General features: G+C 65.7%; 35 protein-coding genes. 31 read left to right on the top strand and 4 right to left on the bottom strand.

From position 1 onward, the window contains the following. Positions 1-4 precede the first annotated feature (4 nt). The 27 genes from rplB to AB4Y68_RS12245 all read left to right on the top strand — a co-directional run bounded on the left by rplB (position 5) and on the right by AB4Y68_RS12245 (position 14,846). Positions 5-841 (top strand): 50S ribosomal protein L2, encoded by an 837-nt coding sequence (rplB, locus tag AB4Y68_RS12375; RefSeq protein ID WP_441456055.1) that lies wholly within the window; start codon positions 5-7, stop codon positions 839-841. 2 nt (positions 842-843) lie between these two features. Beyond that, positions 844-1,122, top strand: coding sequence for a 30S ribosomal protein S19 (rpsS, locus tag AB4Y68_RS12370; RefSeq protein WP_105563635.1), 279 nt, complete (start codon positions 844-846; stop codon positions 1,120-1,122). A 3-nt stretch (positions 1,123-1,125) separates the two neighbouring features. Next, complete coding sequence (rplV, locus tag AB4Y68_RS12365) at positions 1,126-1,506, top strand: 50S ribosomal protein L22 (protein WP_409020433.1); 381 nt, start codon at positions 1,126-1,128, stop codon at positions 1,504-1,506. Beyond that, positions 1,506-2,249, top strand: coding sequence for a 30S ribosomal protein S3 (gene rpsC / locus AB4Y68_RS12360; protein ID WP_114818615.1), 744 nt, complete (start codon positions 1,506-1,508; stop codon positions 2,247-2,249). Before rplV ends, rpsC begins: the two co-directional genes overlap by 1 nt. A gap of 6 nt (positions 2,250-2,255) precedes the next feature. Next, positions 2,256-2,696, top strand: a complete 441-nt coding sequence (rplP, locus tag AB4Y68_RS12355) for a 50S ribosomal protein L16 (protein WP_441456054.1) — start codon at positions 2,256-2,258, stop codon at positions 2,694-2,696. Then, the gene (gene rpmC / locus AB4Y68_RS12350; protein ID WP_105563639.1) at positions 2,693-2,890 is read left to right on the top strand and encodes a 50S ribosomal protein L29; all 198 of its coding nucleotides are present in this window, start codon (positions 2,693-2,695) and stop codon (positions 2,888-2,890) included. Before rplP ends, rpmC begins: the two co-directional genes overlap by 4 nt. Positions 2,891-2,900: 10 nt before the next feature. Next, positions 2,901-3,143 (top strand): 30S ribosomal protein S17, encoded by a 243-nt coding sequence (rpsQ, locus tag AB4Y68_RS12345; protein ID WP_105563640.1) that lies wholly within the window; start codon positions 2,901-2,903, stop codon positions 3,141-3,143. Positions 3,144-3,162: 19 nt separating this feature from the next. Further along, a complete protein-coding gene (gene rplN / locus AB4Y68_RS12340; RefSeq protein ID WP_021698481.1) occupies positions 3,163-3,531 on the top strand; it encodes a 50S ribosomal protein L14 in 369 nt (122 codons plus the stop codon). Between the two features lies 1 nt (position 3,532). Continuing rightward, positions 3,533-3,841: a 50S ribosomal protein L24 gene (gene rplX, locus AB4Y68_RS12335; RefSeq protein ID WP_441456053.1), complete on the top strand. Its 309-nt coding sequence runs from the start codon at positions 3,533-3,535 to the stop codon at positions 3,839-3,841. Further along, a complete protein-coding gene (gene rplE / locus AB4Y68_RS12330; RefSeq protein ID WP_441456052.1) occupies positions 3,841-4,401 on the top strand; it encodes a 50S ribosomal protein L5 in 561 nt (186 codons plus the stop codon). The genes rplX and rplE overlap by 1 nt, the downstream gene beginning before the upstream one ends. 19 nt (positions 4,402-4,420) lie before the next feature. Beyond that, positions 4,421-4,726, top strand: a complete 306-nt coding sequence (gene rpsN / locus AB4Y68_RS12325) for a 30S ribosomal protein S14 (RefSeq protein ID WP_105563643.1) — start codon at positions 4,421-4,423, stop codon at positions 4,724-4,726. Between the two features lie 15 nt (positions 4,727-4,741). Next, positions 4,742-5,140 (top strand): 30S ribosomal protein S8, encoded by a 399-nt coding sequence (gene rpsH / locus AB4Y68_RS12320; protein WP_114818612.1) that lies wholly within the window; start codon positions 4,742-4,744, stop codon positions 5,138-5,140. Between the two features lies 1 nt (position 5,141). Next, on the top strand, positions 5,142-5,675 hold the full coding sequence (gene rplF / locus AB4Y68_RS12315) for a 50S ribosomal protein L6 (RefSeq protein WP_441456051.1): 534 nt from the start codon (positions 5,142-5,144) through the stop codon (positions 5,673-5,675). Between the two features lie 3 nt (positions 5,676-5,678). Beyond that, positions 5,679-6,035 (top strand): 50S ribosomal protein L18, encoded by a 357-nt coding sequence (rplR, locus tag AB4Y68_RS12310; protein WP_441456050.1) that lies wholly within the window; start codon positions 5,679-5,681, stop codon positions 6,033-6,035. A 12-nt stretch (positions 6,036-6,047) separates the two neighbouring features. After that, positions 6,048-6,653, top strand: coding sequence for a 30S ribosomal protein S5 (rpsE, locus tag AB4Y68_RS12305; protein WP_441456049.1), 606 nt, complete (start codon positions 6,048-6,050; stop codon positions 6,651-6,653). A 5-nt stretch (positions 6,654-6,658) separates the two neighbouring features. Continuing rightward, entirely contained in the window at positions 6,659-6,853 is a 195-nt protein-coding gene (rpmD, locus tag AB4Y68_RS12300) for a 50S ribosomal protein L30 (protein WP_441456048.1), read from the top strand. A gap of 159 nt (positions 6,854-7,012) precedes the next feature. Further along, a complete protein-coding gene (rplO, locus tag AB4Y68_RS12295) occupies positions 7,013-7,606 on the top strand; it encodes a 50S ribosomal protein L15 (protein ID WP_441456047.1) in 594 nt (197 codons plus the stop codon). 147 nt (positions 7,607-7,753) lie between these two features. Further along, complete coding sequence (gene secY / locus AB4Y68_RS12290; RefSeq protein ID WP_441456046.1) at positions 7,754-9,130, top strand: preprotein translocase subunit SecY; 1,377 nt, start codon at positions 7,754-7,756, stop codon at positions 9,128-9,130. 24 nt (positions 9,131-9,154) lie between these two features. Then, entirely contained in the window at positions 9,155-9,715 is a 561-nt protein-coding gene (locus AB4Y68_RS12285) for an adenylate kinase (RefSeq protein ID WP_441456045.1), read from the top strand. A 63-nt stretch (positions 9,716-9,778) separates the two neighbouring features. Next, positions 9,779-10,495, top strand: coding sequence for a TonB family protein (locus AB4Y68_RS12280; RefSeq protein ID WP_441456044.1), 717 nt, complete (start codon positions 9,779-9,781; stop codon positions 10,493-10,495). A 112-nt stretch (positions 10,496-10,607) separates the two neighbouring features. Then, positions 10,608-11,354 (top strand): hypothetical protein, encoded by a 747-nt coding sequence (locus AB4Y68_RS12275; protein WP_441456043.1) that lies wholly within the window; start codon positions 10,608-10,610, stop codon positions 11,352-11,354. A gap of 109 nt (positions 11,355-11,463) precedes the next feature. After that, positions 11,464-11,832, top strand: a complete 369-nt coding sequence (rpsM, locus tag AB4Y68_RS12270; RefSeq protein ID WP_114816471.1) for a 30S ribosomal protein S13 — start codon at positions 11,464-11,466, stop codon at positions 11,830-11,832. 14 nt (positions 11,833-11,846) lie between these two features. Continuing rightward, complete coding sequence (gene rpsK / locus AB4Y68_RS12265; protein WP_441456042.1) at positions 11,847-12,236, top strand: 30S ribosomal protein S11; 390 nt, start codon at positions 11,847-11,849, stop codon at positions 12,234-12,236. An 85-nt stretch (positions 12,237-12,321) separates the two neighbouring features. Then, entirely contained in the window at positions 12,322-13,341 is a 1,020-nt protein-coding gene (locus AB4Y68_RS12260; RefSeq protein ID WP_441456041.1) for a DNA-directed RNA polymerase subunit alpha, read from the top strand. Between the two features lie 118 nt (positions 13,342-13,459). Next, on the top strand, positions 13,460-13,879 hold the full coding sequence (rplQ, locus tag AB4Y68_RS12255) for a 50S ribosomal protein L17 (protein ID WP_441456040.1): 420 nt from the start codon (positions 13,460-13,462) through the stop codon (positions 13,877-13,879). Positions 13,880-13,958: 79 nt separating this feature from the next. Further along, positions 13,959-14,336, top strand: a complete 378-nt coding sequence (locus AB4Y68_RS12250; RefSeq protein ID WP_441456039.1) for a DUF4180 domain-containing protein — start codon at positions 13,959-13,961, stop codon at positions 14,334-14,336. 39 nt (positions 14,337-14,375) lie between these two features. Then, positions 14,376-14,846 carry a GNAT family N-acetyltransferase gene (locus tag AB4Y68_RS12245; protein WP_441456038.1) on the top strand — a complete coding sequence of 157 codons (471 nt, stop codon included), beginning with the start codon at positions 14,376-14,378 and terminating at the stop codon, positions 14,844-14,846. Between the two features lie 44 nt (positions 14,847-14,890). Here AB4Y68_RS12245 and AB4Y68_RS12240 read toward each other — a convergent pair whose 3' ends face one another. Together AB4Y68_RS12240 and AB4Y68_RS12235 are read right to left on the bottom strand one after the other, a co-directional pair. Beyond that, the gene (locus AB4Y68_RS12240) at positions 14,891-15,754 is read right to left on the bottom strand and encodes an ABC transporter permease subunit (RefSeq protein WP_441456037.1); all 864 of its coding nucleotides are present in this window, start codon (positions 15,752-15,754) and stop codon (positions 14,891-14,893) included. Then, positions 15,744-16,679: an ABC transporter ATP-binding protein gene (locus AB4Y68_RS12235; RefSeq protein ID WP_441456036.1), complete on the bottom strand. Its 936-nt coding sequence runs from the start codon at positions 16,677-16,679 to the stop codon at positions 15,744-15,746. Before AB4Y68_RS12235 ends, AB4Y68_RS12240 begins: the two co-directional genes overlap by 11 nt. Positions 16,680-16,778: 99 nt before the next feature. On the opposite strand from AB4Y68_RS12235, the gene AB4Y68_RS12230 reads away from it, so the two are divergent. Beyond that, entirely contained in the window at positions 16,779-18,020 is a 1,242-nt protein-coding gene (locus tag AB4Y68_RS12230) for an alkaline phosphatase family protein (RefSeq protein WP_441456035.1), read from the top strand. A gap of 142 nt (positions 18,021-18,162) precedes the next feature. Next, positions 18,163-19,551, top strand: a complete 1,389-nt coding sequence (locus tag AB4Y68_RS12225; protein WP_441456034.1) for a trypsin-like peptidase domain-containing protein — start codon at positions 18,163-18,165, stop codon at positions 19,549-19,551. A gap of 159 nt (positions 19,552-19,710) precedes the next feature. Here the strand turns inward: AB4Y68_RS12225 and AB4Y68_RS12220 are convergent, their stop codons facing one another. Then, complete coding sequence (locus AB4Y68_RS12220) at positions 19,711-20,124, bottom strand: VOC family protein (RefSeq protein ID WP_441456033.1); 414 nt, start codon at positions 20,122-20,124, stop codon at positions 19,711-19,713. A gap of 28 nt (positions 20,125-20,152) precedes the next feature. After that, the gene (locus tag AB4Y68_RS12215) at positions 20,153-20,572 is read right to left on the bottom strand and encodes a VOC family protein (RefSeq protein WP_441456032.1); all 420 of its coding nucleotides are present in this window, start codon (positions 20,570-20,572) and stop codon (positions 20,153-20,155) included. Between the two features lie 86 nt (positions 20,573-20,658). On the opposite strand from AB4Y68_RS12215, the gene AB4Y68_RS12210 reads away from it, so the two are divergent. After that, positions 20,659-21,969 (top strand): replication-associated recombination protein A, encoded by a 1,311-nt coding sequence (locus tag AB4Y68_RS12210; protein ID WP_441456031.1) that lies wholly within the window; start codon positions 20,659-20,661, stop codon positions 21,967-21,969. A 108-nt stretch (positions 21,970-22,077) separates the two neighbouring features. Beyond that, positions 22,078-22,530, top strand: coding sequence for a hypothetical protein (locus AB4Y68_RS12205; protein ID WP_441456030.1), 453 nt, complete (start codon positions 22,078-22,080; stop codon positions 22,528-22,530). Positions 22,531-22,539 lie beyond the last annotated feature (9 nt).

The following is a 22,539-nucleotide window of genomic DNA, read 5'->3' as shown; positions in this document are numbered from 1 at the left end:
GAAGATGGCTCTGAAGCATTACAATCCGACGTCGCCGGGCCGCCGCGCCCTGGTGCTGGTCGACCGGTCCGAGCTCCACAAGGGCCGTCCCGAGAAGTCGCTGACCGAAGGCCTGACGAAGTCCGGCGGTCGTGGTGCAGGTGGTCGTATCGCTGTCCGCTTCCGCGGCGGCGGCGCCAAGACCCTGTATCGCAAGATCGACTTCAAGCGTCGCAAGTTCGACGCCATCGGTACGGTCGAGCGTCTGGAATACGATCCGAACCGCACGGCTTTCATCGCTCTCGTGACCTACGAAGACGGTGAAAAGACCTACATCATCGCGCCGCAACGCCTTAAGGCCGGCGACACGGTGATCGCGGGCGAAAAGACCGACGTGAAGCCGGGCAACGCCATGCCGCTCCGTTCGATGCCGGTGGGTACGATCATCCACAACATCGAAATGAAGCCGGGCAAGGGCGCTCAGCTGGCCCGTTCGGCCGGCGCCTACGCTCAGCTGGTCGGCCGCGATCAGGGCTACGCCCAGATCCGTCTCGGCTCGGGCGAACTGCGTATGGTTCTGGACGGCTGCATGGCCACGGTGGGCGCGGTTTCGAACCCCGACCACATGAACCAGAACCTCGGCAAAGCCGGTCGCGTTCGTCACATGGGCTGGCGTCCGCACGTTCGCGGCGTCGCCATGAACCCGATCGACCACCCGCATGGTGGTGGTGAAGGCCGGACCTCTGGTGGTCGTACCCCGGTTACGCCGTGGGGCAAGGACACCAAGGGCACCCGCACCCGCAAGAACAAGGCTACGGATAAGTACATCATCCGTACTCGCCACGTGAAGAAGGCTCGCTAAGAATGGCCCGCTCCTCCTGGAAAGGCCCGTTTGTCGACGGGTATCTGCTCAAGAAGGCCGACGCCGTTCAAACGTCGGGCCGCAAGGATGTGATCAAGACCTGGTCGCGTCGTTCCACCATCCTGCCGCAGTTTGTCGGTCTGACCTTCGGCGTCCACAACGGCCAAAAGCACGTGCCGGTGATGGTCAACGAAGACATGGTCGGCATGAAGTTTGGCGAGTTCGCCCCGACCCGGAGCTTCCCGGGTCACGCGGCGGACAAGAAGGCCAAAAGGAAGTAACTGATGGCCAAGTCCAACAACCCCCGCCGCGTCGGCGCCACCGAGGCTCGCGCCAAGCTGGTCAACGTTCGCATCAGCCCTCAAAAGCTGAACCTGGTCGCCGCATCGATCCGCGGTCTGCCGGTTCAGAAGGCGCTGAACGAGCTTGAATTCAGCCGCAAGCGCATCGCCACCGACGTCCGCAAGGTTCTGTATTCGGCCGTTTCGAACGCCGAAAACAACCACAACCTCGACATCGACAATCTGATTGTCGCTGAAGCGTTCGTGGGCAAGAACCTGGTGATGAAGCGTTTCGCGAGCCGCGCTCGTGGTCGCTCGTCGCGCATCCTGAAACCGTTCAGCGAGATCACGATCGTGGTCCGTGAAGCCGGCGAGGCCGCCTGATGGGACAGAAAATCAATCCGGTCGGTCTGCGCCTCGGCGTGAACCGCACGTGGGACAGCCGCTGGTTCGCCGGCGGCGCCGACTACGCCCGCCTGCTGCACCAGGACCTGAAGCTGCGCACGTGGCTGAAGGAGCGCCTGCTCGCTGCCGGCGTCTCGCGCATCATCATCGAGCGTCCGCACAAGAAGTGCCGCGTGACGATCTACGCCGCCCGTCCGGGTGTCGTGATCGGCAAGAAGGGCGCTGACATCGAGAAGCTCCGCAAGGACATCTCGGCCCGCACTGAAGGCGAAGTTCACCTGAACATCGTCGAAGTCCGCAAGCCGGAAACCGACGCGCAGCTGATCGCCGAGAACATCGCGCAACAACTGGAACGCCGGATCGCTTTCCGTCGCGCCATGAAGCGTTCGATGCAGTCGGCGATGCGTCTGGGCGCCAAGGGCGTTCGGATCAACGTCGCCGGTCGTCTGGGCGGCGCTGAAATCGCTCGTATGGAATGGTACCGCGAAGGTCGCGTGCCGCTGCATACCCTGCGCGCCGACATCGACTATGGCTTCTATGAAGCCAAGACGACCTACGGCATCATTGGCGTGAAGGTCTGGGTCTTTAAGGGTGAAGTGCTCGAGCACGACCCGATGGCTCAGGACAAGCGCTGGGCCCTGGAAGCCTCGGGTCCGTCGTCCAACGAAGGCCGTGGCGGCCCCCGCGGTGATCGCGGTCCGCGCCGTGGTCGTGAGGGCTGATAGGCCATGTTGCAACCGAAAAAGACCAAGTACCGCAAGGCCTTCAAGGGCCGCATCCATGGCGCTGCCAAGGGTGGTTTCTCGCTGACTTTCGGCTCCTACGGCCTGAAGACGGTGGAACCGGAACGCATCACTGCACGTCAGATCGAGGCGGCTCGCCGCGCGATCACGCGTCAGATGAAGCGTCAGGGCCGCGTCTGGATCCGGGTCTTCCCGGATCTGCCCGTCACGGGCAAGCCGGCCGAAGTCCGGATGGGTAAGGGCAAGGGCGCCGTGGACCATTGGGCCGCGCGTTGCCACCCGGGCCGTATCCTGTTCGAAATCGACGGCGTGCCGGACGATGTGGCTCGCGAAGCACTGCGCCTCGGCGCGGCCAAGCTGCCGGTCCGCACCAAGGTGGTCACCCGCCTGGACGCCGGCATCGCTCACCTTGAGGAAGCGGCATGACCAAGATCGCCGATCTCCGGGGTCAAACCCCCGATCAACTGGCCGACGAGCTGCTGAAGCTCAAGAAGGAACAGTTCAACCTGCGCTTCCAGGCCGCTACCGGCCAGATGGAAAAGACTCACCGCGTTGGTGAAGTCCGCAAAGACATCGCTCGCATCTCCACGCTTCTGCGTGAGAAGCGCGCGGCGGTTTAAGGAAACACCTATGCCCAAACGTATTCTTGAAGGCGTGGTCGTGTCCGACAAGGGCGACAAGACGGTCGTCGTGAAGGTCGAGCGCACTCTGCTGCACCCGGTCCTGAAGAAGATCGTCCGTCTGTCCAAGAAGTACCACGCTCACGATGAGGGCAACGCCCTCAAAGTCGGCGACGTCGCACGCATCGTCGAGTGCGCCCCCAAGTCCAAGCTGAAGCGTTGGGAAGTCGTTTCCCCCGCCTCGGCTTCGTAAAAGAGAAGGATCGGATCCTATGATCCAGATGCAAACTAACCTGGAGGTCGCCGATAACTCGGGCGCCCGCCGGGTCATGTGCATCAAGGTGTTGGGCGGCTCCAAGCGCCGCTACGCCTCGGTGGGCGACACTATTGTCGCCTCGGTGAAGGAAGCTATTCCTCGCGGCCGCGTGAAGAAGGGCGACGTTGTTCGCGCTATCGTCGTGCGCACCGCCAAGGACATCCAGCGCAAGGACGGCTCGGTCATTCGTTTTGACAAGTCGGCCGCCGTCATCGTCAACAAGCAGAACGAGCCGGTCGGCACGCGGATCTTCGGCCCGGTTCCTCGCGAACTGCGCGCCAAGAACCACATGAAGATCATCTCGCTGGCTCCGGAGGTCCTGTAACATGGCCGCCAAGATCAAGAAGGGCGACAACGTTGTCGTCCTGGCCGGCAAGGACAAGGGCCGCACCGGCCAGGTGCTCCGCGTTCTCCCGACCGAAAACCGCGTCGTCGTGCAAGGCGTCAACATGGTTCAGCGCCACACGCGCCCGAGCCAGGCTGACCCGCAAGGCGGCATCAAGCACAAGGAAGCTTCGCTTCACCTGTCGAACGTCGCAGTCGCCGACGCCAACGGCAAGGCGACCCGCGTCGGCTTCAAGGTCGAAGGCGACGCCAAGGTTCGCTTCGCCAAGACCACGGGAGACGTCATCTAATGGCTGACACCAAGTACACGCCGCGTCTCAAGACCGAATATCAGGCTCGCATCCGCGCCGTCCTGAAAGAACAGTTCGGTTACACCAACGAGATGCAGATCCCCAAGCTGGACAAGATCGTCCTGAACATGGGTATCGGTGAAGCTGTCGCTGACTCCAAGAAGGCCAACGCGGCCCTCAAGGATCTGACGGCCATCGCCGGCCAGAAGGCTGTGCCGACCAAGGCTCGTAACTCCATCGCCGGCTTCAAGCTGCGTGAAGGCATGGTCATCGGCGGCAAGGTTACGCTGCGCGGCGCCCAGATGTACGAGTTCCTGGACCGGTTCATCACGATCGCGCTGCCGCGCGTGAAGGATTTCCGTGGCCTGAAAGGTACTTCGTTCGACGGTCGCGGCAACTACGCCACGGGTCTGAAGGAGCACATCGTGTTCCCCGAGATCAACTACGACCAGATCGACCAGATGTGGGGCATGGACATCGTCGTCTGCACCACGGCCAAGACCGATGCGGAAGCCAAGGCTCTCCTCACCGAGTTCAAGTTCCCGTTCGTGAAGAACTGAGCGGGAAGGGAAGAGAACAATGGCTAAGAAAAGCGCCGTAAACCGTAACGAAGCCGTCAAGGCCCTGGTTGCGAAGTATGCCGCGAAGCGGGCTGCCCTCAAGGCGACCGCCAACGATGAAAGCCTGCCGCTGGAGGAGCGCTTCGACGCGCGCCTGAAGCTGGCTGAGCTGCCGCGCAACTCCGCGCCGAGCCGTATTCGCAACCGTTGCGAAGTCACGGGTCGTCCGCGGGCTTTCTACCGCAAGCTCAAGATGAGCCGTATCGCCATGCGCGAACTCGGCAACCTGGGGCAAATCCCCGGCCTGACGAAGTCGAGCTGGTAAGGGGAGCGAACAGACATGATGATCAACGATCCCCTGAGCGACATGATCGCTCGCATCAAGAACGCGGCGACCCGCAAGCGTTCCAAGGTGCTGACCCCGGCCTCCCGTCTGCGCCAGCGCGTCCTCGACGTGCTGCAGGACGAAGGCTACATCCGCGGCTATTCGCTGGTTCAAAACCCCGGCGAGTTCCCGCAGTTCGAGATCGAGCTGAAGTACTTCGACGGCCAGCCGGTGATCGCTGAGATCGCCCGCGTGTCGAAGCCCGGCCGCCGCGTCTATTCGGCTATCAACGATCTGAAGCCGATCAAGAACGGCCTCGGCATCTCGATCCTTTCGACTTCGAAGGGCGTCATGTCTGACGCCAACGCCCGCGACGCTAACGTCGGCGGCGAAGTCCTCTGCAGGGTCTACTGATATGTCCCGTATTGGCAAGAAAACCATTGCTGTGCCGAAGGGCGTGACTGTCACGCTCAACGGCCAGACCGTCTCGGTCAAGGGTCCCAAGGGCGAACGCTCCTGGACCGTGGCCGAAGAAATCGAAGTCACCCAAGGCGAAGAGGGTCTGTCGCTGACCCCGCGTCTGGACACCCCGCGCGCTCGCGCCATGTGGGGTCTGTCGCGCACCCTCGTCGACAACATGGTCGTCGGCGTCACCGACGGCTTCGAGAAGACCCTGGAACTGGTCGGCGTGGGTTACCGCGCCGCCCTGAAGGGCCAGTCGCTGTCGCTGCAACTCGGCTTCTCGCATGAAGTCGACATCGCGCCGCCGGCCGGCATCACCTTCGTCGTGCCGAAGCAGACCGAGATCAAGATCTCGGGCTCTGACAAGCAGGCCGTCGGTGAGATCGCCGCCGTGATCCGCAAACTGCGTCCGCCGGAGCCCTACAAGGGCAAGGGCGTGCGTTATTCGGGCGAAAAGGTCCGGCGCAAGGAAGGCAAGAAGAAGTAAGTCATGGCTCTTTCTCTTCAACAACTGGCCAAGCGCCGCGCCGAACGCAACCGTCGTCGCCTCAAGGCCGTCTCCAACGGCCGTCTGCGTCTGTCGGTCTTCCGTTCGGACAAGAACATCTCGGCTCAAATCATCGACGACGCCCAGGGCGTCACGGTGGCCGCCGCCTCGTCGCTGGAAGGCGGCAAGGGTTCCAAGGGCTCGGACGTCGCCGCTGCAGCCGCCATTGGCAAGCTGATCGCCGAACGCGCCAAGGAGAAGGGTGTCACCGACGTCGTCTTCGACCGCGGCGGCTACATCTATCACGGCCGCGTCAAGGCGCTGGCGGAGGCCGCGCGTGAAGCCGGCCTGAACTTCTAAGGGACGAGAAGCATGGCTCGTGAACCCCAACGCGGACAAGGTGGTCAGAACCGCGACCGCCGCGACCGTAACGCTCCCGCTGTTGACGGTCCGGATTCGGACATCGTCGAAAAGCTGGTGCACATCAACCGCGTCGCCGCCACCGTTAAGGGCGGACGTCGTTTCTCGTTCGCAGCCCTGATGGTTGTGGGCGACGGCAAGGGCCGGGTCGGCTTCGGTCATGGCAAGGCGCGTGAAGTGCCGGAAGCCATCCGCAAGGCGACTGAAGAAGCCAAGAAGACGATGATCCGCGTTCCGCTCCGCGAGAACCGCACCCTGCACCACGACGGCAACGGCCGTTGGGGCGCTGGCAAGATCATGATGCGCGCCGCCCCTCCCGGGACCGGCGTCATCGCTGGCGGTCCGATGCGTGCGGTCCTCGAAACCCTCGGCGTTCAAGACGTCGTGGGCAAGTCGACCGGCTCGTCGAACCCCTACAACATGATCCGTGCGACCTTCGAAGCTCTGAAGGTCCAATCGTCGCCGCGTCAGGTGGCCTCGAAGCGTGGCAAGAAGGTCTCCGACCTGATGGGCCGTCGCAACGATGGCGCATCGGCGCCTGAAGCTGTCGAGGGCTGATAGACATGGCCAAGCAAGAAAAAGCGACCGTCACGGTTCGCCAGACGGCCAGCCCGATCCGCCGCAAGGCTGATCAGCGCGCCACCCTGGCGGGCCTGGGTCTCAACCGCATCGGCCGCGAGTCGACGCTGGAAGACACCCCTTCGGTTCGTGGGATGATCGCCAAGGTCGCCCACATGCTCGAAGTCGTCGAGAAGTAAGCTGTTTCGCCCTCTCCCGTTCGCGGGGGAGGGCGTTTCGCTTTTGAAGAAGCATCTTGCGATGCTGCGATAGGCCGCCTAGAAGCGGCCTTCAATTTTTCCAACGCCGAGTCAGTGCCGCCTTGCGGTCTGGCGCTAGCACCCGAAAGGATCAGGCACATGAAACTGAACGAAATTCGCGACAACGAAGGCGCCCACAAGAAGCGTATGCGCGTCGGCCGTGGCCCGGGTTCGGGCAAGGGCAAGACCGCCGGTCGCGGCGTCAAGGGTCAGAAGTCGCGTTCGGGCGTCGCCATCGGCGGCTTCGAAGGCGGTCAAATGCCGCTGTACATGCGTATGCCCAAGCGCGGCTTCAACAACGCCAACGCTCTGAAGCTGGCCGAAGTGAACCTGTGGCGCGTGCAAGAGGCTATCGACGCCGGCAAGCTGGACGCCAAGGCTGAGATCAACGGCGCCGCCCTGGTGGCCGCCGGCGTGATCCGCCGCGTCAAGGACGGCGTGCGCGTGCTGGGCGAAGGCGAGCTGAAGGCCAAGCTGAACCTGGTCGTGTGGTCGGCCTCGGCCGGCGCCGTCAAGGCGATCGAAGCTGCTGGCGGTTCGGTCGAGCAACAGCGCATCGCCGCTGAAGCCAAGGCCGCCGCTCGCGTCGAGAAGCGCAACTTGGCCAAGGGCAAGGCTCCGGCGCCCAAGGCTCCGCTGGGCGACGCCAACAAGGTCTCGGCTCGCGCCAAGCGCGCCGCAGCCAAGGCCTAAATCGATGTCGTCATCCCGTGCGGGCGCTGCTGAGGCGGCGTTCGCCGGGATCGTCCGAACCGGGATGACGAAAATCATGAAAGCGGCCCTCGCAAGACGGCCGCTTTCCGCCTATCTGACGACGGGCATAGTCGTGGGGACCGCGTAATGGCTTCGGCCGCTGAACAACTCGCCGCCAATATGAACATGGGCTCGTTCGCGAAAGCGACCGAGCTGCACAAACGCCTGCTGTTCACGCTGGGCGCGCTGCTGGTCTATCGGATCGGCACCTATGTTCCGATTCCGGGCATCAATTCCGAGGCCTTCCTGGCCTTCTTCCAGAACCCTCAGGGCCAGCGCGGCATCCTGGACATGTTCAACATGTTCTCGGGCGGCGCGGTCGAGCGGATGGCCGTCTTCGCGCTGAACGTGATGCCGTACATCTCGGCCTCGATCATCGTGCAGCTGATGGGCGCGGTGTATCCGCCCTGGGAGAAGCTGAAGAAGGAAGGCGGCGAAAGCGGCCGTAAGCAGCTGAACCAGTACACCCGCTATCTGACGGTGTTCCTGGCCCTGGCCCAGTCCTTCGGCATCGCCGCGGGCCTGAACGCCCAGAGCGGCCTGATCGATCAGCCGGGCATCTTCTTCATCATCTCGACGGTCACCACCCTGACGGGCGGCACCATGTTCCTGATGTGGCTGGGTGAGCAGGTGACGGCGCGCGGCGTCGGCAACGGCATCTCGCTGATCATCTTCGCCGGCATCGTGGCGGTTCTGCCGTCGACGGTGGCGCGTCTGCTCGGTCTGGCCCAGCAGGGCCAGATGTCGGCCTTCGCCCTGCTGGCCATCGCCATCATGGCCGTGGGCGTGATCGTCTTCATCGTCTTCATGGAGCGCGCCCAGCGCCGCCTTCTGATCCAGTATCCGAAGCGCCAGGAAGGCAACCGCATGACGGGCGGCGAACGCTCGTTCCTGCCGCTGAAGGTGAACACCGCCGGCGTCATCCCGGCCATCTTCGCCTCGTCGCTGCTGATGCTGCCGACGACGGTGGCTACGTTCACCGCTCAGGCCAATCTGCCCGAGTGGATGAGCTGGCTGCCGCTGGTGACGGCGCAGCTGACGCACGGCCAGCCGCTGTTCATGATCCTGTATGCGATCCTGATCGTCTTCTTCTGCTTCTTCTACACCTCGATCACCTTCAACCCCGAGGACACGGCCGAGAACCTGCGCAAGTACGGCGGCTTCCTGCCGGGGATCCGTCCGGGCAAGCGCACGGCCGAGTATCTGGACTATGTCCTGACTCGCCTGACGGTGATCGGCGCCGGCTATATCACCGCCGTCTGCCTGCTGCCGGAGTTCCTGGTCAGCCAGATGGGCAACAGCCTGTACTTCGGCGGGACGTCGATCCTGATCGTCGTGTCGGTGACGATGGACACTGTCGCCCAGATCCAGTCCCAACTGCTGGCGCACCAGTACGAAGGCCTGATCAAGAAGGCGAAGCTGCGTGGTCGCGGCCGGGGCGGCTCCGCCCCCGCCCGGCGCTGATACTCCGGTAGGGGAGCCCGTACGATGAACCTGATCCTGTTCGGGCCGCCTGCGGCCGGCAAGGGCACGCAAGCCAAGCGGCTGGTCGACGGGCGCGGCATGATCCAGCTCTCGACTGGCGACATGCTGCGCGCGGCGATCGCCTCAGGCTCGGAGCTGGGCCTCAAGGTCAAGGACGTTCTGGCGCGCGGCGACCTCGTCACCGACGAGATCGTCATCGCCCTGATCGAGGACCGCCTGGCGGAGGCCGAGGCCGCCGGCGGCGCCATCTTCGACGGCTTCCCCCGCAACGTGGCCCAGGCGGAAGCCCTGGACGCGATGCTGGCCACGCGCGGCGCCCGGATCGACCGGGTCGTTCGCCTGAAGGTCGACGACCAGGCGCTGACCGATCGGATCGCCAAGCGCTTCGCCGAGCAGGGCCGTCCGGACGACAATCCCGAGACCTTCAAGGATCGTCTGGCTGTGTATAACCGCCAGACCGCTCCGCTGCTTCCCTACTATGAGGCGCAGGGCAAGCTGACCGAGATCGACGGCATGGGCGATATCGCCACGGTCGCCGGCGCTATCGACGGCGCTCTGGCCTGAATTGCCTGATCTGAAGCGGCGTTCGGGCGTTAGGCTCGGGGCGACCGCATTCAGGAGGCGCTGTTGACCGACAGACCGACCTCGCGCCATCGCACTCTGGCGCGTTTCAGCGCGGCGGGCGTCGTCGGTCTGGCCCATGTCGGTCTCTTTCTTCTGCTCGGCCAGATTCAGGCGGATCGGCGGTTCGTTCCGCCCAATCCCCCCATCGTCGTGGACCTGATCCGGCCAGAACCGGTCCCCAAGCCGCCTCCGCTGCGTAGGCCGACCCCAACCATGGGCGGCGGCGCGCCCGCTGCGCCGTCGATTACCCGGCCCGCGCGACCCAGGCCCCTCCGACCTCTGCCAGAAATCACCGCGTCTGCGCGCCCGGCGCCGGAACAGCCGCTGGTTGTCGGGGCTGCGCCGTCTGCGTCGCCCGCTCCCGGTCCCGGCCAGGGCGGGCAGGGCGCCGGTGAGGGGGGAGGAACCGGGGCGGGCTTAGGGCGGGGCGCCGGAGACGGTCGGTTCCGCCTGTTGCGCGGACCGACCCTGGAGGAGTTGCGCCGGCTTCACCCGCCTGCGGCGTTTCGTCAGAGAATGGGCGGGCAGGCCGTCCTGTCTTGCCGCATCCGGCTCGACACGCGGCTGGAGGGCTGCCGCGTGGTGGATGAAGCGCCGCCCGGCATGGGATTTGGCGCCGCCGCCCTGGCGGCTGCGATCTATTTCCGTTTTCAGCCGCCCACGCGCGACGGCGTGCCGGTCGACGGGCAGGAGGTTCCCGTCGCCGTGCTTTGGCCGTGAGGCGGGGGGCGGCGTCGTCGGGCCCGGGGGCCGTTGACCACCTGCGGCAGTTGGGCATGATGCGTCGTATTCCGGTGTTATTTTCATGCCGATGGAGAGATCGCTTGTGAGCGTGGCGACGCATCACGGTTCGGACCCCAGGCGACGCCTGGGCGCGGTCGTCGGGGTAGGCCTGATCCACGCCGTTCTGATCGCCGGCTTCGGCCTGAGCCGTCAGGACTTTCCGTTGGAGCCCGTTACGCCGCCGGTGTTCGACATTCTGATGATGCGGCTTCAGCCGCCGCCGCCCCAAGGGACGGACACACAGCCGAGGGGAGGCGCGCCCGCGACCGCGTCGCGAATCCACAGGCCGCCCGATGCCCCGACGGAGACGGCGGAGTTGTCGGCGCCTCTGGTGCAGGCGCCGCTTCCCGCGCTTGAGGTCGGCCTCGCCGCCGTCCCGACCATCGAGCCGGGCATGGGGCGGGGCGGCGAAGGAACCGGGACGGGCGAGGGAGTCGGGACGGGGGACGGCGCAGGTTCGGGCCGCGGGGCGGGGCCTGTTCTTGTCAGCGGTCCGCGCGGGGCCGTCATGTCGGCCAATGTTTCGGCCAGTTCCCTGACCTCGCTGCCCGGTCCCTACGCCGTGCTACAATGCTATATCCGGGTCGGCCGCGACCGGCTTGAGGATTGCCGTGTGAAGGACGAACATCCGTCCGGCGCGGGCGTGGGGGCGGCGGCGCTTCGGAAAGCCGAAGAGTTCCGCTATAGACCGCCCTTGGGCGTCGGGCGCTTCAACCGCCGTCATCGCCAGACGATCGCGGTCGCCTTTCCTGCTCCGCAGCCGATGCTCGCGAGCGGCGATGGGGGGCGGCATTGACGCAAATAGAATCCCCTGTATAAGAGCCGCTTCCGCGAAGGGCGCACACGCTCCTGGTCTGTTGACCGGAGCGGTTTCCGCGTCTGTTTAAGCGTATCTGGAGATTCTCGTGGCCCGTATCGCTGGCGTCAACATTCCGACCAACAAGCGCGTCGAAATCGCGCTTCAGTACATCCATGGCATCGGCGCACACGCCGCCAAGGAAATCACCGCGAAGGTCGGCATTGAGCCGGCTCGCCGCGTGAACCAGCTGACCGACGCAGAAGTCCTGCAGATCCGCGAAACGATCGACAAGGACCACACCGTCGAAGGCGACCTGCGCCGTGAGACGTCGATGAACATCAAGCGTCTGATGGACCTGGCCTGCTACCGCGGCCTGCGTCACCGTAAGGGCCTGCCGGTCCGCGGTCAGCGCACGCATACCAACGCCCGTACCCGCAAGGGTCCGGCCAAGCCGATCGCCGGCAAGAAGAAGTAAGAGAGGGCTGATCGATGGCCAAGGAAACGGGTCGCGTAAAGAAGCGCGAGCGCAAGAACATCACGTCGGGCGTCGCCCACGTGAACGCCTCTTTCAACAACACCATGATCACGATCACGGACGCCCAGGGGAACGCGATTTCCTGGTCTTCGGCCGGTCACATGGGCTTCAAGGGTTCGCGTAAGTCGACCCCTTACGCCGCCCAGATGGCTGCTGAAGACGCCGGCAAGAAGGCTCAAGAGCACGGCGTGAAGACGCTGGAAGTCAACGTCTCGGGTCCGGGTTCCGGCCGTGAGTCGGCGCTTCGCGCTCTGCAGGCCGTGGGTCTGACGATCACGACCATCCGCGACGTCACGCCGATGCCGCACAATGGTTGCCGTCCGCCCAAGCGCCGCCGCGTCTAAGCGAACCGCCTACCCCTTTCCCCGCCGGTTCCGACTGCCCTGAACGTGAGGGTGCGGAGCCGGCGAAACCCGTTCGAGGGACTCTATGATCGAAAGAAATTGGCAAGAGCTGATCCGTCCCGAGAAGCCGCAAGTCGAGGGCGGATCCGACCCGCTGCGCAAGGCGCGTCTGGTCGCTGAGCCTCTCGAGCGCGGTTTCGGTGTGACGCTCGGCAACGCGCTTCGTCGCGTGCTGCTGTCGTCGCTGCAAGGCGCGGCTGTCACGGCCATCCAGATCGACGGCGTGGTCCACGAGTTCTCGTCGCTGGAAGGCGTTCGCGAGGACGTGGTCGACATCGTCCTGAACATCAAGCAACTGGCGCTGCGCATGCACGCCGAAGGCCCCAAGCGCATGACTCTGCGCGCCACGGGCCCCGGCGTCGTGACGGCTGGTCAGATCGAAGTCCCGGCTGACATCGAGGTTCTGAACCCCGACCACGTCATCTGCACCCTGGACGACGGCGCTTCGGTGCGCATGGAACTGACTGTCCAGAACGGCAAGGGCTACGTCGCCGCCGAACTGAACCGTCCGGAAGATGCGCCCATCGGCCTGATCGCCGTTGACGCCCTGTACTCGCCGGTCAAGCGCGTCGCCTATCGCGTCGAGCCGACCCGTCAGGGCCAGTCGATGGATTACGACAAGCTGATCCTAGAAGTCGAAACCAACGGCGCCGTCTCGCCGGTTGACGCGGTGGCCTATGCCGCCCGCATCCTGCAAGACCAGCTGCAGATTTTCATCACCTTCGACGAGCCGACCAAGGCGGTTGAGGCGACGGACGGCAAGCCCGACCTGCCCTTCAACCCGGCCCTGCTCAAGAAGGTCGACGAACTGGAGCTGTCGGTCCGTTCGGCCAACTGCCTGAAGAACGACAACATTGTCTATATCGGCGACCTGATCCAGAAGACCGAGGGCGAAATGCTTCGCACCCCGAACTTCGGCCGCAAGTCGCTGAACGAGATCAAGGAAGTTCTCGCGACGATGGGCCTGTCGCTCGGCATGGACGTGCCGAACTGGCCGCCCGAAAACATCGAAGATCTGGCCAAAAAGTTCGACGACCAGATCTGATCATCAACCCTCCGCCCAGCGCCCTTCGGGGCGCGGATGGGGCGGTTAGAATGAACAAGGCCCCAGGTCCCGCCCCTTAGTAAAGGCCGGAAACCAGGGTTGAGTAGGAGAGACCCCGATGCGCCACGGCGCCGCTTACCGCAAGCTCGGCCGTACGGTCAGCCACCGCCAAGCCATGTTCGCCAACATGGCCGCCTCGCTGATCAAGCACGAGCAGATCACGACGACCCTGCCCAAGGCGAAGGAACTGCGTCCCTTCGTCGAGAAGCTGGTCACCCTCGCCAAGAAAGGCGACCTGCACGCCCGTCGTCAGGCCATCAGCGCCGTCCGCGACGTGCCGCAAGTCGGCAAGCTGTTTGAAACGATCGGCCCGCGTTACGCCGAACGTCAAGGCGGCTATATCCGCATCATGAAGGCCGGCTTCCGTCATGGCGACAACGCCGCGATGGCCGTGATCGAGTTCGTCGATCGCGACGCCGCCGCCAAGGGCCTGGACTCGGGTCCGGTCTATGCGATCGAAGGCGACGACGAAGCCTGATCGGCTTCACCGTTTCCGGAGTAGAATAGAGAGGGCGGCGGGTTTCGGACCTGCCGCCCTTTTGCTTTTGGGGCGAGCGATGGACGACGCGATCCGGGTTCTGGCAGGCTGGCCGGTGTTCGTCTGCGCCAGCGATGGTCCGCGCCTGGAAGGCGAGGCCGACGCGCTGGACCTGATGGGGCGGCTGTGGGGGCTGGAGGCGGACTGGGTGGCGGTGCCGACGTCGCTTCTGGCCGAGGACTTCCTTCGTCTGAGGACGGGCGTTCTGGGCGCGGTCGTGCAGAAGTTCGTCAACTATCGCCTGAAGCTGGCTGTGGTGGGGGACATCGCGGCCCCCGCGGCGGCCAGCGAAGCCCTGCGGGATTTCGTCCGCGAGGCGAACGCGGGGGACCATGTCTGGTTCGTCGCCGATCTCGCGGAACTGGAACAACGATTAGCTGCCCGCTCGGTCGGCTGATCCGTTGCCAGCGGCGGGCCTTGCCGCGATACAGGCCCTATGACCAGTACCCAAGACCGTATCGTCGCCTTCACCCCGGCCCATCGTGAGGCCTGGAAGCGGTTGAACACCGACTGGCTGGTGGAGGGCGGCTTCGCGCTGGAGGCCAAGGATCATCTGACACTGGATGATCCCGAGGGACGAATCCTGAGCCAGGGCGGCCATATCTTCTTCGCGGAGCGGGAGGGCGTGCCGGTGGGCTGCTGCGGCCTGATCGCCATGGCGGACGGGGGCTATGAGGTCACCAAGATGACCGTGACGCCGCAGGCGCGGGGCGGCGGGCTGGCGGTGCGCCTGCTGGAGGCCTGCGAGGCGGCGGCCCGGGCTGCGGGCGCGCACCGCCTCTATCTGGAAACCAGTTCGACCCTGGCGCCCGCAATCGCCCTTTATCATCGGTTCGGCTTTACAAACCTGCCGCCGCAGCCGACGCCCTATGCGCGCGCCGACGTCTGGATGGAGAAGCAGCTTTAGAGCTTGATCGGCTGGTGAAACGCTGCGCGATTTCGCTCTAGCCGCTACTCCTTGGACAGGTCCTGACGGCTGAACCAGGCGATGGCGGCGGCTAGGGGGGCGAGGCTCCACAGGGCCAGGCTGGCGATGGCCTTGACCATGACGCCAGCGGGCAGGGTGGAGGCTTCCATGCCGCCTTTGATCAGGGCCTTGAGCGTCTCGAACGCCGTGCCGGGCAGCAGCAGTTGGGTCAGCCAGTCGCCCGGCTCCAGCCCCAGCATGGGCGCGAACGGGCCGCCGAGGAAAAACTGGCCGACGCCGACCACCAGCGGGATGAACAGGGCCGCCAGCAGCGACCGCGTCAGCGTCGCCGCCAACAGGCTGATCATCAGGAACTGCACCACGCGCACGAAGGACAGCAGGAACAGCAGGCCGAACTGAGCCGCCTGCTGGGCGCCGAAGCCGAAGGTCATGGGGCGGTCGAAGATCAGGCCCTTCGCCACGTCGGACACGGAGCCGATCAGCAGGAAGACCAGCATGGCGGCCAGCGCCAGGAACTTCACCACGCCGACCTTGCCCAGCAGCAGATTGGGACGGGTGTTGCGGGCGCTGATCAGCCGCCAGGTCTCCCAGCGATAGTCTCCGGCATAGAGGGTGGCCGCGCCGATCAGCAGAAAGGCGAGGATGGCCGGATTGGCCAGATCGCCGGCGTTGCCCGCCAGTGCCGCGCCGAGATCCAGCGGGCCGCCCAGCGACAGCTCGGAAGGCAGGTTGCCGCCGCTGATCTGCGCCGCTTTCGACTTGATCAGGAGGAAGCCGAGGATCGAGATCGCCAGTCCCACGATCGGAACGAAGAAGACGCTCAAGAAGACCGCGGTGCGGTTCTGAAGCAGGCGATAGAATTCGGAGCGGACGGCGTCAGCCAGCATGGTGGGCCTCCCGGACCTGAGCATCGGTGCGTGCGGGGCCGGTCTCGGCCATGAAGACGCTTTCCAGATCGGCGCCGACCCAGCGGGCCTCGTCGATGTCGACGCCCTGTTCGATCAGGGCGCGCAGCAGGGCGGGGCCCTCGGCCCTGGGAATGGCGGCCAGAACGGCGTCGCCGTCGATCGTCCCCTTGTCGCCCAGCACGCTCATGATCCGGGCCAGGGGCGTGGCCGACAGGCGCAGACGCTCGCCGGCCGCGGTCAGTTCGCTGACCTTGCCCTCGGCGGCCAGGGTTCCGCGATTGAAGATGGCCACGCGGTCGCAGACGCGCTGGACCTCGAGCAACTGGTGGCTGGCCAGGATGATGGTCACGCCGTCGTCGTCGGCCAGGGATCGGATCAGGGCGCGCATTTCCTGGATGCCGGGCGGGTCCATGCCGCTGGTCGGTTCATCGAGGATGACCAGGTCCGGCTTGGTCATCAGGGCGGCGGCGACGCCGAGGCGCTGCAACATGCCGACAGAGAAGCCGCGCACCCGGCGGTTCGCCGCTTCGGTCAGGCCGACCCGGTCCAGCCAGGCGTCGATGGCGGCTTCTTTTCTCATGCCCCGTTCTTGGCCGTGGGCCAGAGCCAGCCATTCCAGCACCTGGCGCGCGGTCAGATAGGGCGGAAAGCGGGGCGTCTCGATCATCGACCCCATGCGGCGCGTGACCGCGGGATCGCCCGTATGCTGGCCCAGGACCCGAACCTCGCCCTCCGTCGGACGGATCAGGCCCAGCAGGATGCGGAACAGGGTCGACTTGCCGGCGCCGTTCGGCCCCAACACGCCGTAAACCCCGCCGCGCGGGATGGAGAGGCTGAGCCCGTCCAGGGCGCGCACGGCACCGTAGGTCTTGGTCAGGCCGGTCGTTTCGATAACAGCGGTCATGCAGCGGAGCTTGGCGCGATGGGGATAAGCCGACAAGCCGTCTTCTGTCTGTCGCAGATTAAGCTTAGGCAATCTTCCCGAAGTCGCTTCGGAGTTTTCATGTTTTCACGCGTCGCGGGCCTGTGTCTGGCCCTGCTGCTGACGGCCTGCGCCACCCCTCCCGTCATCGGCCCTGATGCCGCCCCTGAATCACAGGCCGCGGTCGAGCCGCCGCTGGTCATGCTGATCTCCATCGACGGGTTCCGCGCCGACTATCTGGACCGGGGGATCACGCCGAACTTGTCGCGGATGGCGGGGGAGGGGGCGACGGGGCCGATGCGGCCCTCCTTCCCCAGCGTGACCTTCCCCAACCACTATACGCTGGTCACGGGCCTGCACCCTGATCATCACGGCATCATCGGCAACAACATGGTCGACGCCGAACTGGGCCGGTTCTCGCTGAGCGCCAAGGAGGCCGTGACCGACCGCCGCTGGTGGGATCAGGGTGAGCCGATCTGGGTCTCGGCCGAGAAGGCGGGGGTCAAGACCGCCACCATGTTCTGGCCGGGATCGGAAGCCGATATTCGCGGCGTGCGACCGTCGTACTGGACTTCCTTCGACCAGGAGACGCCGGGCGACGCGCGGGTGGACCGCCTGCTGGAATGGATGGACCTGCCTCAGGATCGGCGGCCGCAGCTGACGACCCTCTATTTCGATATCGTCGACACCCAAGGACACCGCTTCGGTCCCGACTCGCCCGAGGCCGCCGAAGCGATCCGCTCGGTCGACGCCTCCATCGGCCGACTGGTCGAGGGGCTGAAGGCGCGCGGCCTTTATGAGCGTACGGTTCTGGTGGTTGTGTCCGACCACGGCATGGCGGCGACCTCGCCCGAGCGGGTGCTGGTGCTGGACGACCTGATCGATCCGGCGGCGGTGCAGATCGTCTATTCCGGCGCGGTCAGCTTCCTGAACCCGGTCGCCGGTCGCGAGGCCGAGGTCGAGGCGGCGCTGCTGGGCTCGCGTCCGCATCTGGACTGCTGGAAGAAGAGCGAAATCCCGGCGCGTTTCGTCCTGGGCTCCAACCCGCGCGTCTCGGCCATCGTCTGCGCGGCGGAGCCGGGCTGGCTGCTGGCGACGCGGGCGCGGCCCGTGACCAAGCCGGGCGGAGCGCACGGCTATGACAACGTCTCGCCGGATATGGCGGCGATCTTCATCGCCCATGGTCCCGGCGTGATTCAGGGGCGGCGTCTGCGCGACCTGGACAGCGTGGACGTTCAGCCCTTCCTCGCCCGTCTGCTGGGCGTGGACGCGCCGCGCGGCGACGGCCGGCCCGAAGACACCCTGCCGGTGACGACGCACTGAAGTCGGGCGGCCCGGGAGCGGAACGAGGCGCAGTCACGGCCGTTTGATCGCGGCTGCGCCCCTCGCTTTACGGCGGCCTTGATCCTGTCGAAAAGCCGGGGCGGAATGGGATGAACGCCCAAGCTTCCAGAACCGGGACGAGATGAAAACTTCCAGACTGGCCATCGCCGCCGCCCTGATGCTGTCCGCCTGCGGCCAGCCCAACCCGTCCAAGGCGCAGGAAGGCGTCTTCGCCGAACAACCGCGTCAGGCCCCGCGCGACGCCGGAACGATGAAGTCCAGCTTCGCCCCCGTGGTGCGGGAGGCCGCCCCCGCCGTGGTCAATATCTCGGCGCGCGGGGTGCAGCAGGTCCGCGATCCCTTCTTCGAGATGTTCGGCGGCGGGCCGCAGTCGCGCGTGACCGGCTCGATCGGGTCGGGCGTCATCGTGCGCTCTGACGGCGTGGTGGTGACGAACAACCACGTCATCGAGAACATGCAGCAAATCCGCGTCACCCTGAACGACCGGCGAGAATACGCCGCCAAGGTCTTGCTGGCCGATGAGCGTTCCGACATTGCCGTGCTGCAACTGGAAGGCGTCGAGGGCAGGCTGCCGGTGCTGCGCATCGACGATCAGGAGGAACAGCAGGTCGGCGACCTGGTCCTGGCCATCGGCAATCCGTTCGGCGTCGGGCAGACGGTGACCAACGGCATCATCTCGGCCCTGAACCGAACCGAGACGGGCATCAACGATTCCGGCTCCTTCATCCAGACCGACGCCCCCATCAATCCCGGCAATTCCGGCGGGGCGCTGGTGGACATGGACGGCGACCTGATCGGCATCAACACCGCCATCTTCTCGCGCACCGGCTCCTCGACGGGCGTGGGCTTTGCGGTGCCGGCGACCATGGTCAAGCGCGTGGTCGATTCCGCCGTCGGGGGCGCCAAGTCCGTGGTGCGGCCCTGGCTGGGCGTGAGGGGCGACACCGTCAGCGCCGACATCGCCCGCAGCCTGGGCCTGTCGCGACCGCAGGGTCTGATCATCACCGACGTCTATCCGCAGGGGCCGGGCGCGCGCGCCGGTCTGCAGAAGGGCGACGTCATCACCGCCGTCGACGGGGCTGAGATCAACGATCAGGGCGGGCTGAATTTCCGCGTGGGCACCCGCTCGCCGGACGATACGGTCGTCGTGGCCGTCCTGCGGGGCGGCAAGACCCAGACGATCAACGCGCGGGTCTCGGCCCTGCCTGGAAAGGTCGAGGCAGGCGAGGAGGCTGTGGTCGCCCAGGGACCGTTGGCGGGGCTTCAGGGCGTGGCGCTGAACCCGGCGCTGGCCGACAGCCTGGGCGGCGATCCTTTCACCAGCGGCGTGGTCGTAACCGGCGTGGCGAGCAACAGCGCCGCCGCGAAGATCGGCTTGAGCCGTCGCGATCTGATCCGTCAGGTGGACGGTCGGCCGGTGACCTCGGTCGCCGCCCTGGGGCGTGCGCAACGCGGGTCGGAAATCGTCATCGTGCGCGGCGGACGCCAACTGACCGGGCGTCTGCCGTAGGGGGAATTTCCTTCCCACTTGTGGGAGGGGGGGCCGCGACCCGAAGGGCGGTGCGAGGCAGCCAGGCGGTGGGAGGGGCTGCTTCCATTGACCGGCGAAGCCCCTCCGTCACGTCGCCTTCGGCGCCGCGCCACCTCCCCATGGAATGGGGAGGAAAGGCTACTTGCCCTTCGCTGGCCCGACGATCGACCAGACGTGGCCGTAGGGATCGCGCAGCTTGCCGTGGCGGCCGTAGAATTCGTCGGCGGGAGGACGCAGGGCGGTCGCGCCGGCCTGGATGGCGCGGTCGAACCAGCGGTCCACGTCGTCGACCGACAGGTTCACCGAACTGGTCGTGCCGCCCAGCGTCTCGGGCGAGGACGTGCCGACGACCTCGGCCATTTCGGGGAATTCGTCCGACAGCATCAATGAGCCGCCGTTCAGGCTGAGCGTGGCGTGGCCCAGTCGGCCGTCGTCCATGTCGTAACGCTCGACCACCTCGGCGCCGAAAGCGCGGGCGTACCAGTCCAGCGCCTCTGGTCCGCGTTTGACCATCAGATAGGGGCTGAGCGGCGGGTAGGCGGGGTCGGACATCGCGCGTCTCCTTTTCGACGTCGGTGGATCAGCCCTTCTTGGGGCCGCCGATGGACCAGGTGTGGCCGAAAGGATCGCGGACCTGGCCGTAACGGTCGCCCCAGAACTGATCCGCCAGCGGCATGACCGGGACGGCGCCCGCCACCAGGGCGCGGGTCCACCATTCGTCGGGATCATCGACCTGAAGATGCAGGGTCACGCCCTTGGGCTGGATGTCGGCCTCGCCGGTCCATTCGGGAAATTCGTCAGCCAGCATGACGCTGGCGCCGTTGATCTTGAGGTGGGCGTGCATCAGCCGCTCGCCGTCCTCGGCAGGCATCCGCATGATCTCCTCGGCGCCGAAGGCCCGGCCGTAGAATTCGATTGCCGCCGTCCCGCCTTTCGACGGAATGGTCAGGTGAGGCGTGACGCCGCCGCTGGGGCCTTGGTTCGGCTGAGATTCGGACATGGGGTTTCCTCCGTCGGGCCGATACTAGTGCGTGTAATCGCCTGAACGAACGCCTATCTTTGCCGTTCCCCATCTCTGTCTGTTTCATGTCTGATCTGTTCGAAGCCTCCGGCATCCATCCTCCCGACGCTCCCCTGGCCGATCGTCTGCGCCCGCAGACGCTGGAACAGGTCGTGGGCCAAGACCACCTGCTGGGGGCGGGCGGGCCGATCCGCCGCATGATCGAGGCAGGGCGGCTCGGCTCCATGATCCTGTGGGGACCGCCCGGCACCGGCAAGACCACCATCGCCCGGCTGCTGGCCAAGGCGGCGGGCTATGAATACCAGTCGATCAGCGCCGTCTTTTCGGGCGTGGCCGATTTGAAGAAGGCGTTCGAGGCCGCGCGGATGCGCCGGGCCGCCGGGCAGCAGACCCTGTTGTTCGTGGATGAGATCCACCGCTTCAACCGCGCCCAGCAGGACGGCTTCCTGCCTTTCGTGGAGGAGGGGATCGTCACCCTGGTCGGAGCGACGACCGAAAATCCCTCGTTTGAGTTGAACGGCGCCTTGCTGTCGCGGTCGCAGGTCTACGTGCTGAAGCGCCTGGACGACGCGGCGCTGGATCAGTTGCTGGACCGGGCCGCCGCTCTGATGGACCGGCCCCTGCCGCTGACGCCCGAGGCGCGTCAGGCCATGCTGGCGTTGGCCGACGGCGACGGCCGCTATCTGCTGACCATGTCCGAGGTCCTGTTCGACTTGCCGGAAGGCGAGGCGCTGGATGTTCAGGCCCTGGCCGGGGTGCTGCAGAAACGCGCGCCTGCTTACGACAAATCGCGAGAAGAACACTATAACCTCATATCCGCGCTGCATAAATCGGTTCGCGGGTCGGACCCGGACGCGGCGCTGTATTGGCTGGCGCGGATGCTGAACGGGGGCGAGGACCCGCTCTATCTGGCGCGGCGGATCGTGCGGATGGCGGTCGAGGACATCGGCCAGGCCGACCCCCTGTCCATCCTGGTCGCCAACGCCGCCAAGGACACCTACGACTTTCTCGGCAGCCCCGAGGGCGAGCTGGCCTTGGCCCAGGCCGTCGTCCATCTGGCCACGGCGCCCAAGTCGGTCGGCGTCTATGAAGCCTTCAAGGCTGCCAGGAAGGCGGCGCACGAGACCGGGTCACTGATGCCGCCCGCCCACATCCGCAACGCCCCGACCAAGCTGATGAAGCAGCTCGGCTACGGCAAGGGCTATCGGTACGACCCCGACACGCCCGAGGGCTTCTCGGGCGCCAACTTCTTCCCCGACGAAATGGAGCGCCGCACCTTCTACAAGCCCAAGGGCGAGGGCCACGAGGAGAAGGTCAAGGCGCGGCTGGAACGCTGGGCGGCGATGCGAGCGCGAGCGCAGGGCGGCGAGGGCTAAGCTTTCCTCCCCGTTCCATGGGGAGGAAAGAAGAGTGATCGCTGTTCATTGTTAAGCGTGGTGGTTCGGGCTTAGCCTCACGCTGATCGACAACTTGGGGAGGGAATAATGATCGATATTGCGAGACGGGCGGCGACGCCCTGGCATCTGTGGCTCGTGGGCGTGCTGTCGCTGTTGTGGAGCGCCGTCGGCGGCTTTGACTTCGTTCAGACCAATACGCGTGGTGAAGCCTATATGCGTGAGAACGGCTTCTCCGACGCCATGATCGCCTATTTCACCGCCATGCCGACCTGGATGTACGTGCCGTGGACCCTGGGAGTATGGGGCGCGGTTCTGGGGTCGCTGCTGTTGCTGGCGCGCAGCCGCTGGGCGGTGCACGTCTTCGCCATTTCCCTGATCGGAGCGGTGGTCAGCCTGATCTATCAGAAGGCGATCAATCCCCCGCCGCCGCTGCCGGCGACAATGCAGGTGATGGGCTGGATGCCCTATGTCATCGTCGTGATTGCCCTGTTCCTGCTCTGGTACGCCTGGACCATGGCGAAGCGGGGCGTCCTCCGCTAAAGGCTCGGC

Origin of the sequence: Brevundimonas sp. 2YAF1 (assembly GCF_052114745.1) — a bacterium.
GTDB lineage: Bacteria > Pseudomonadota > Alphaproteobacteria > Caulobacterales > Caulobacteraceae > Brevundimonas.
The sequence above is the reverse complement of the archived record's forward strand: the minus strand, read 5'-3'. Positions and strand labels throughout refer to the sequence as shown.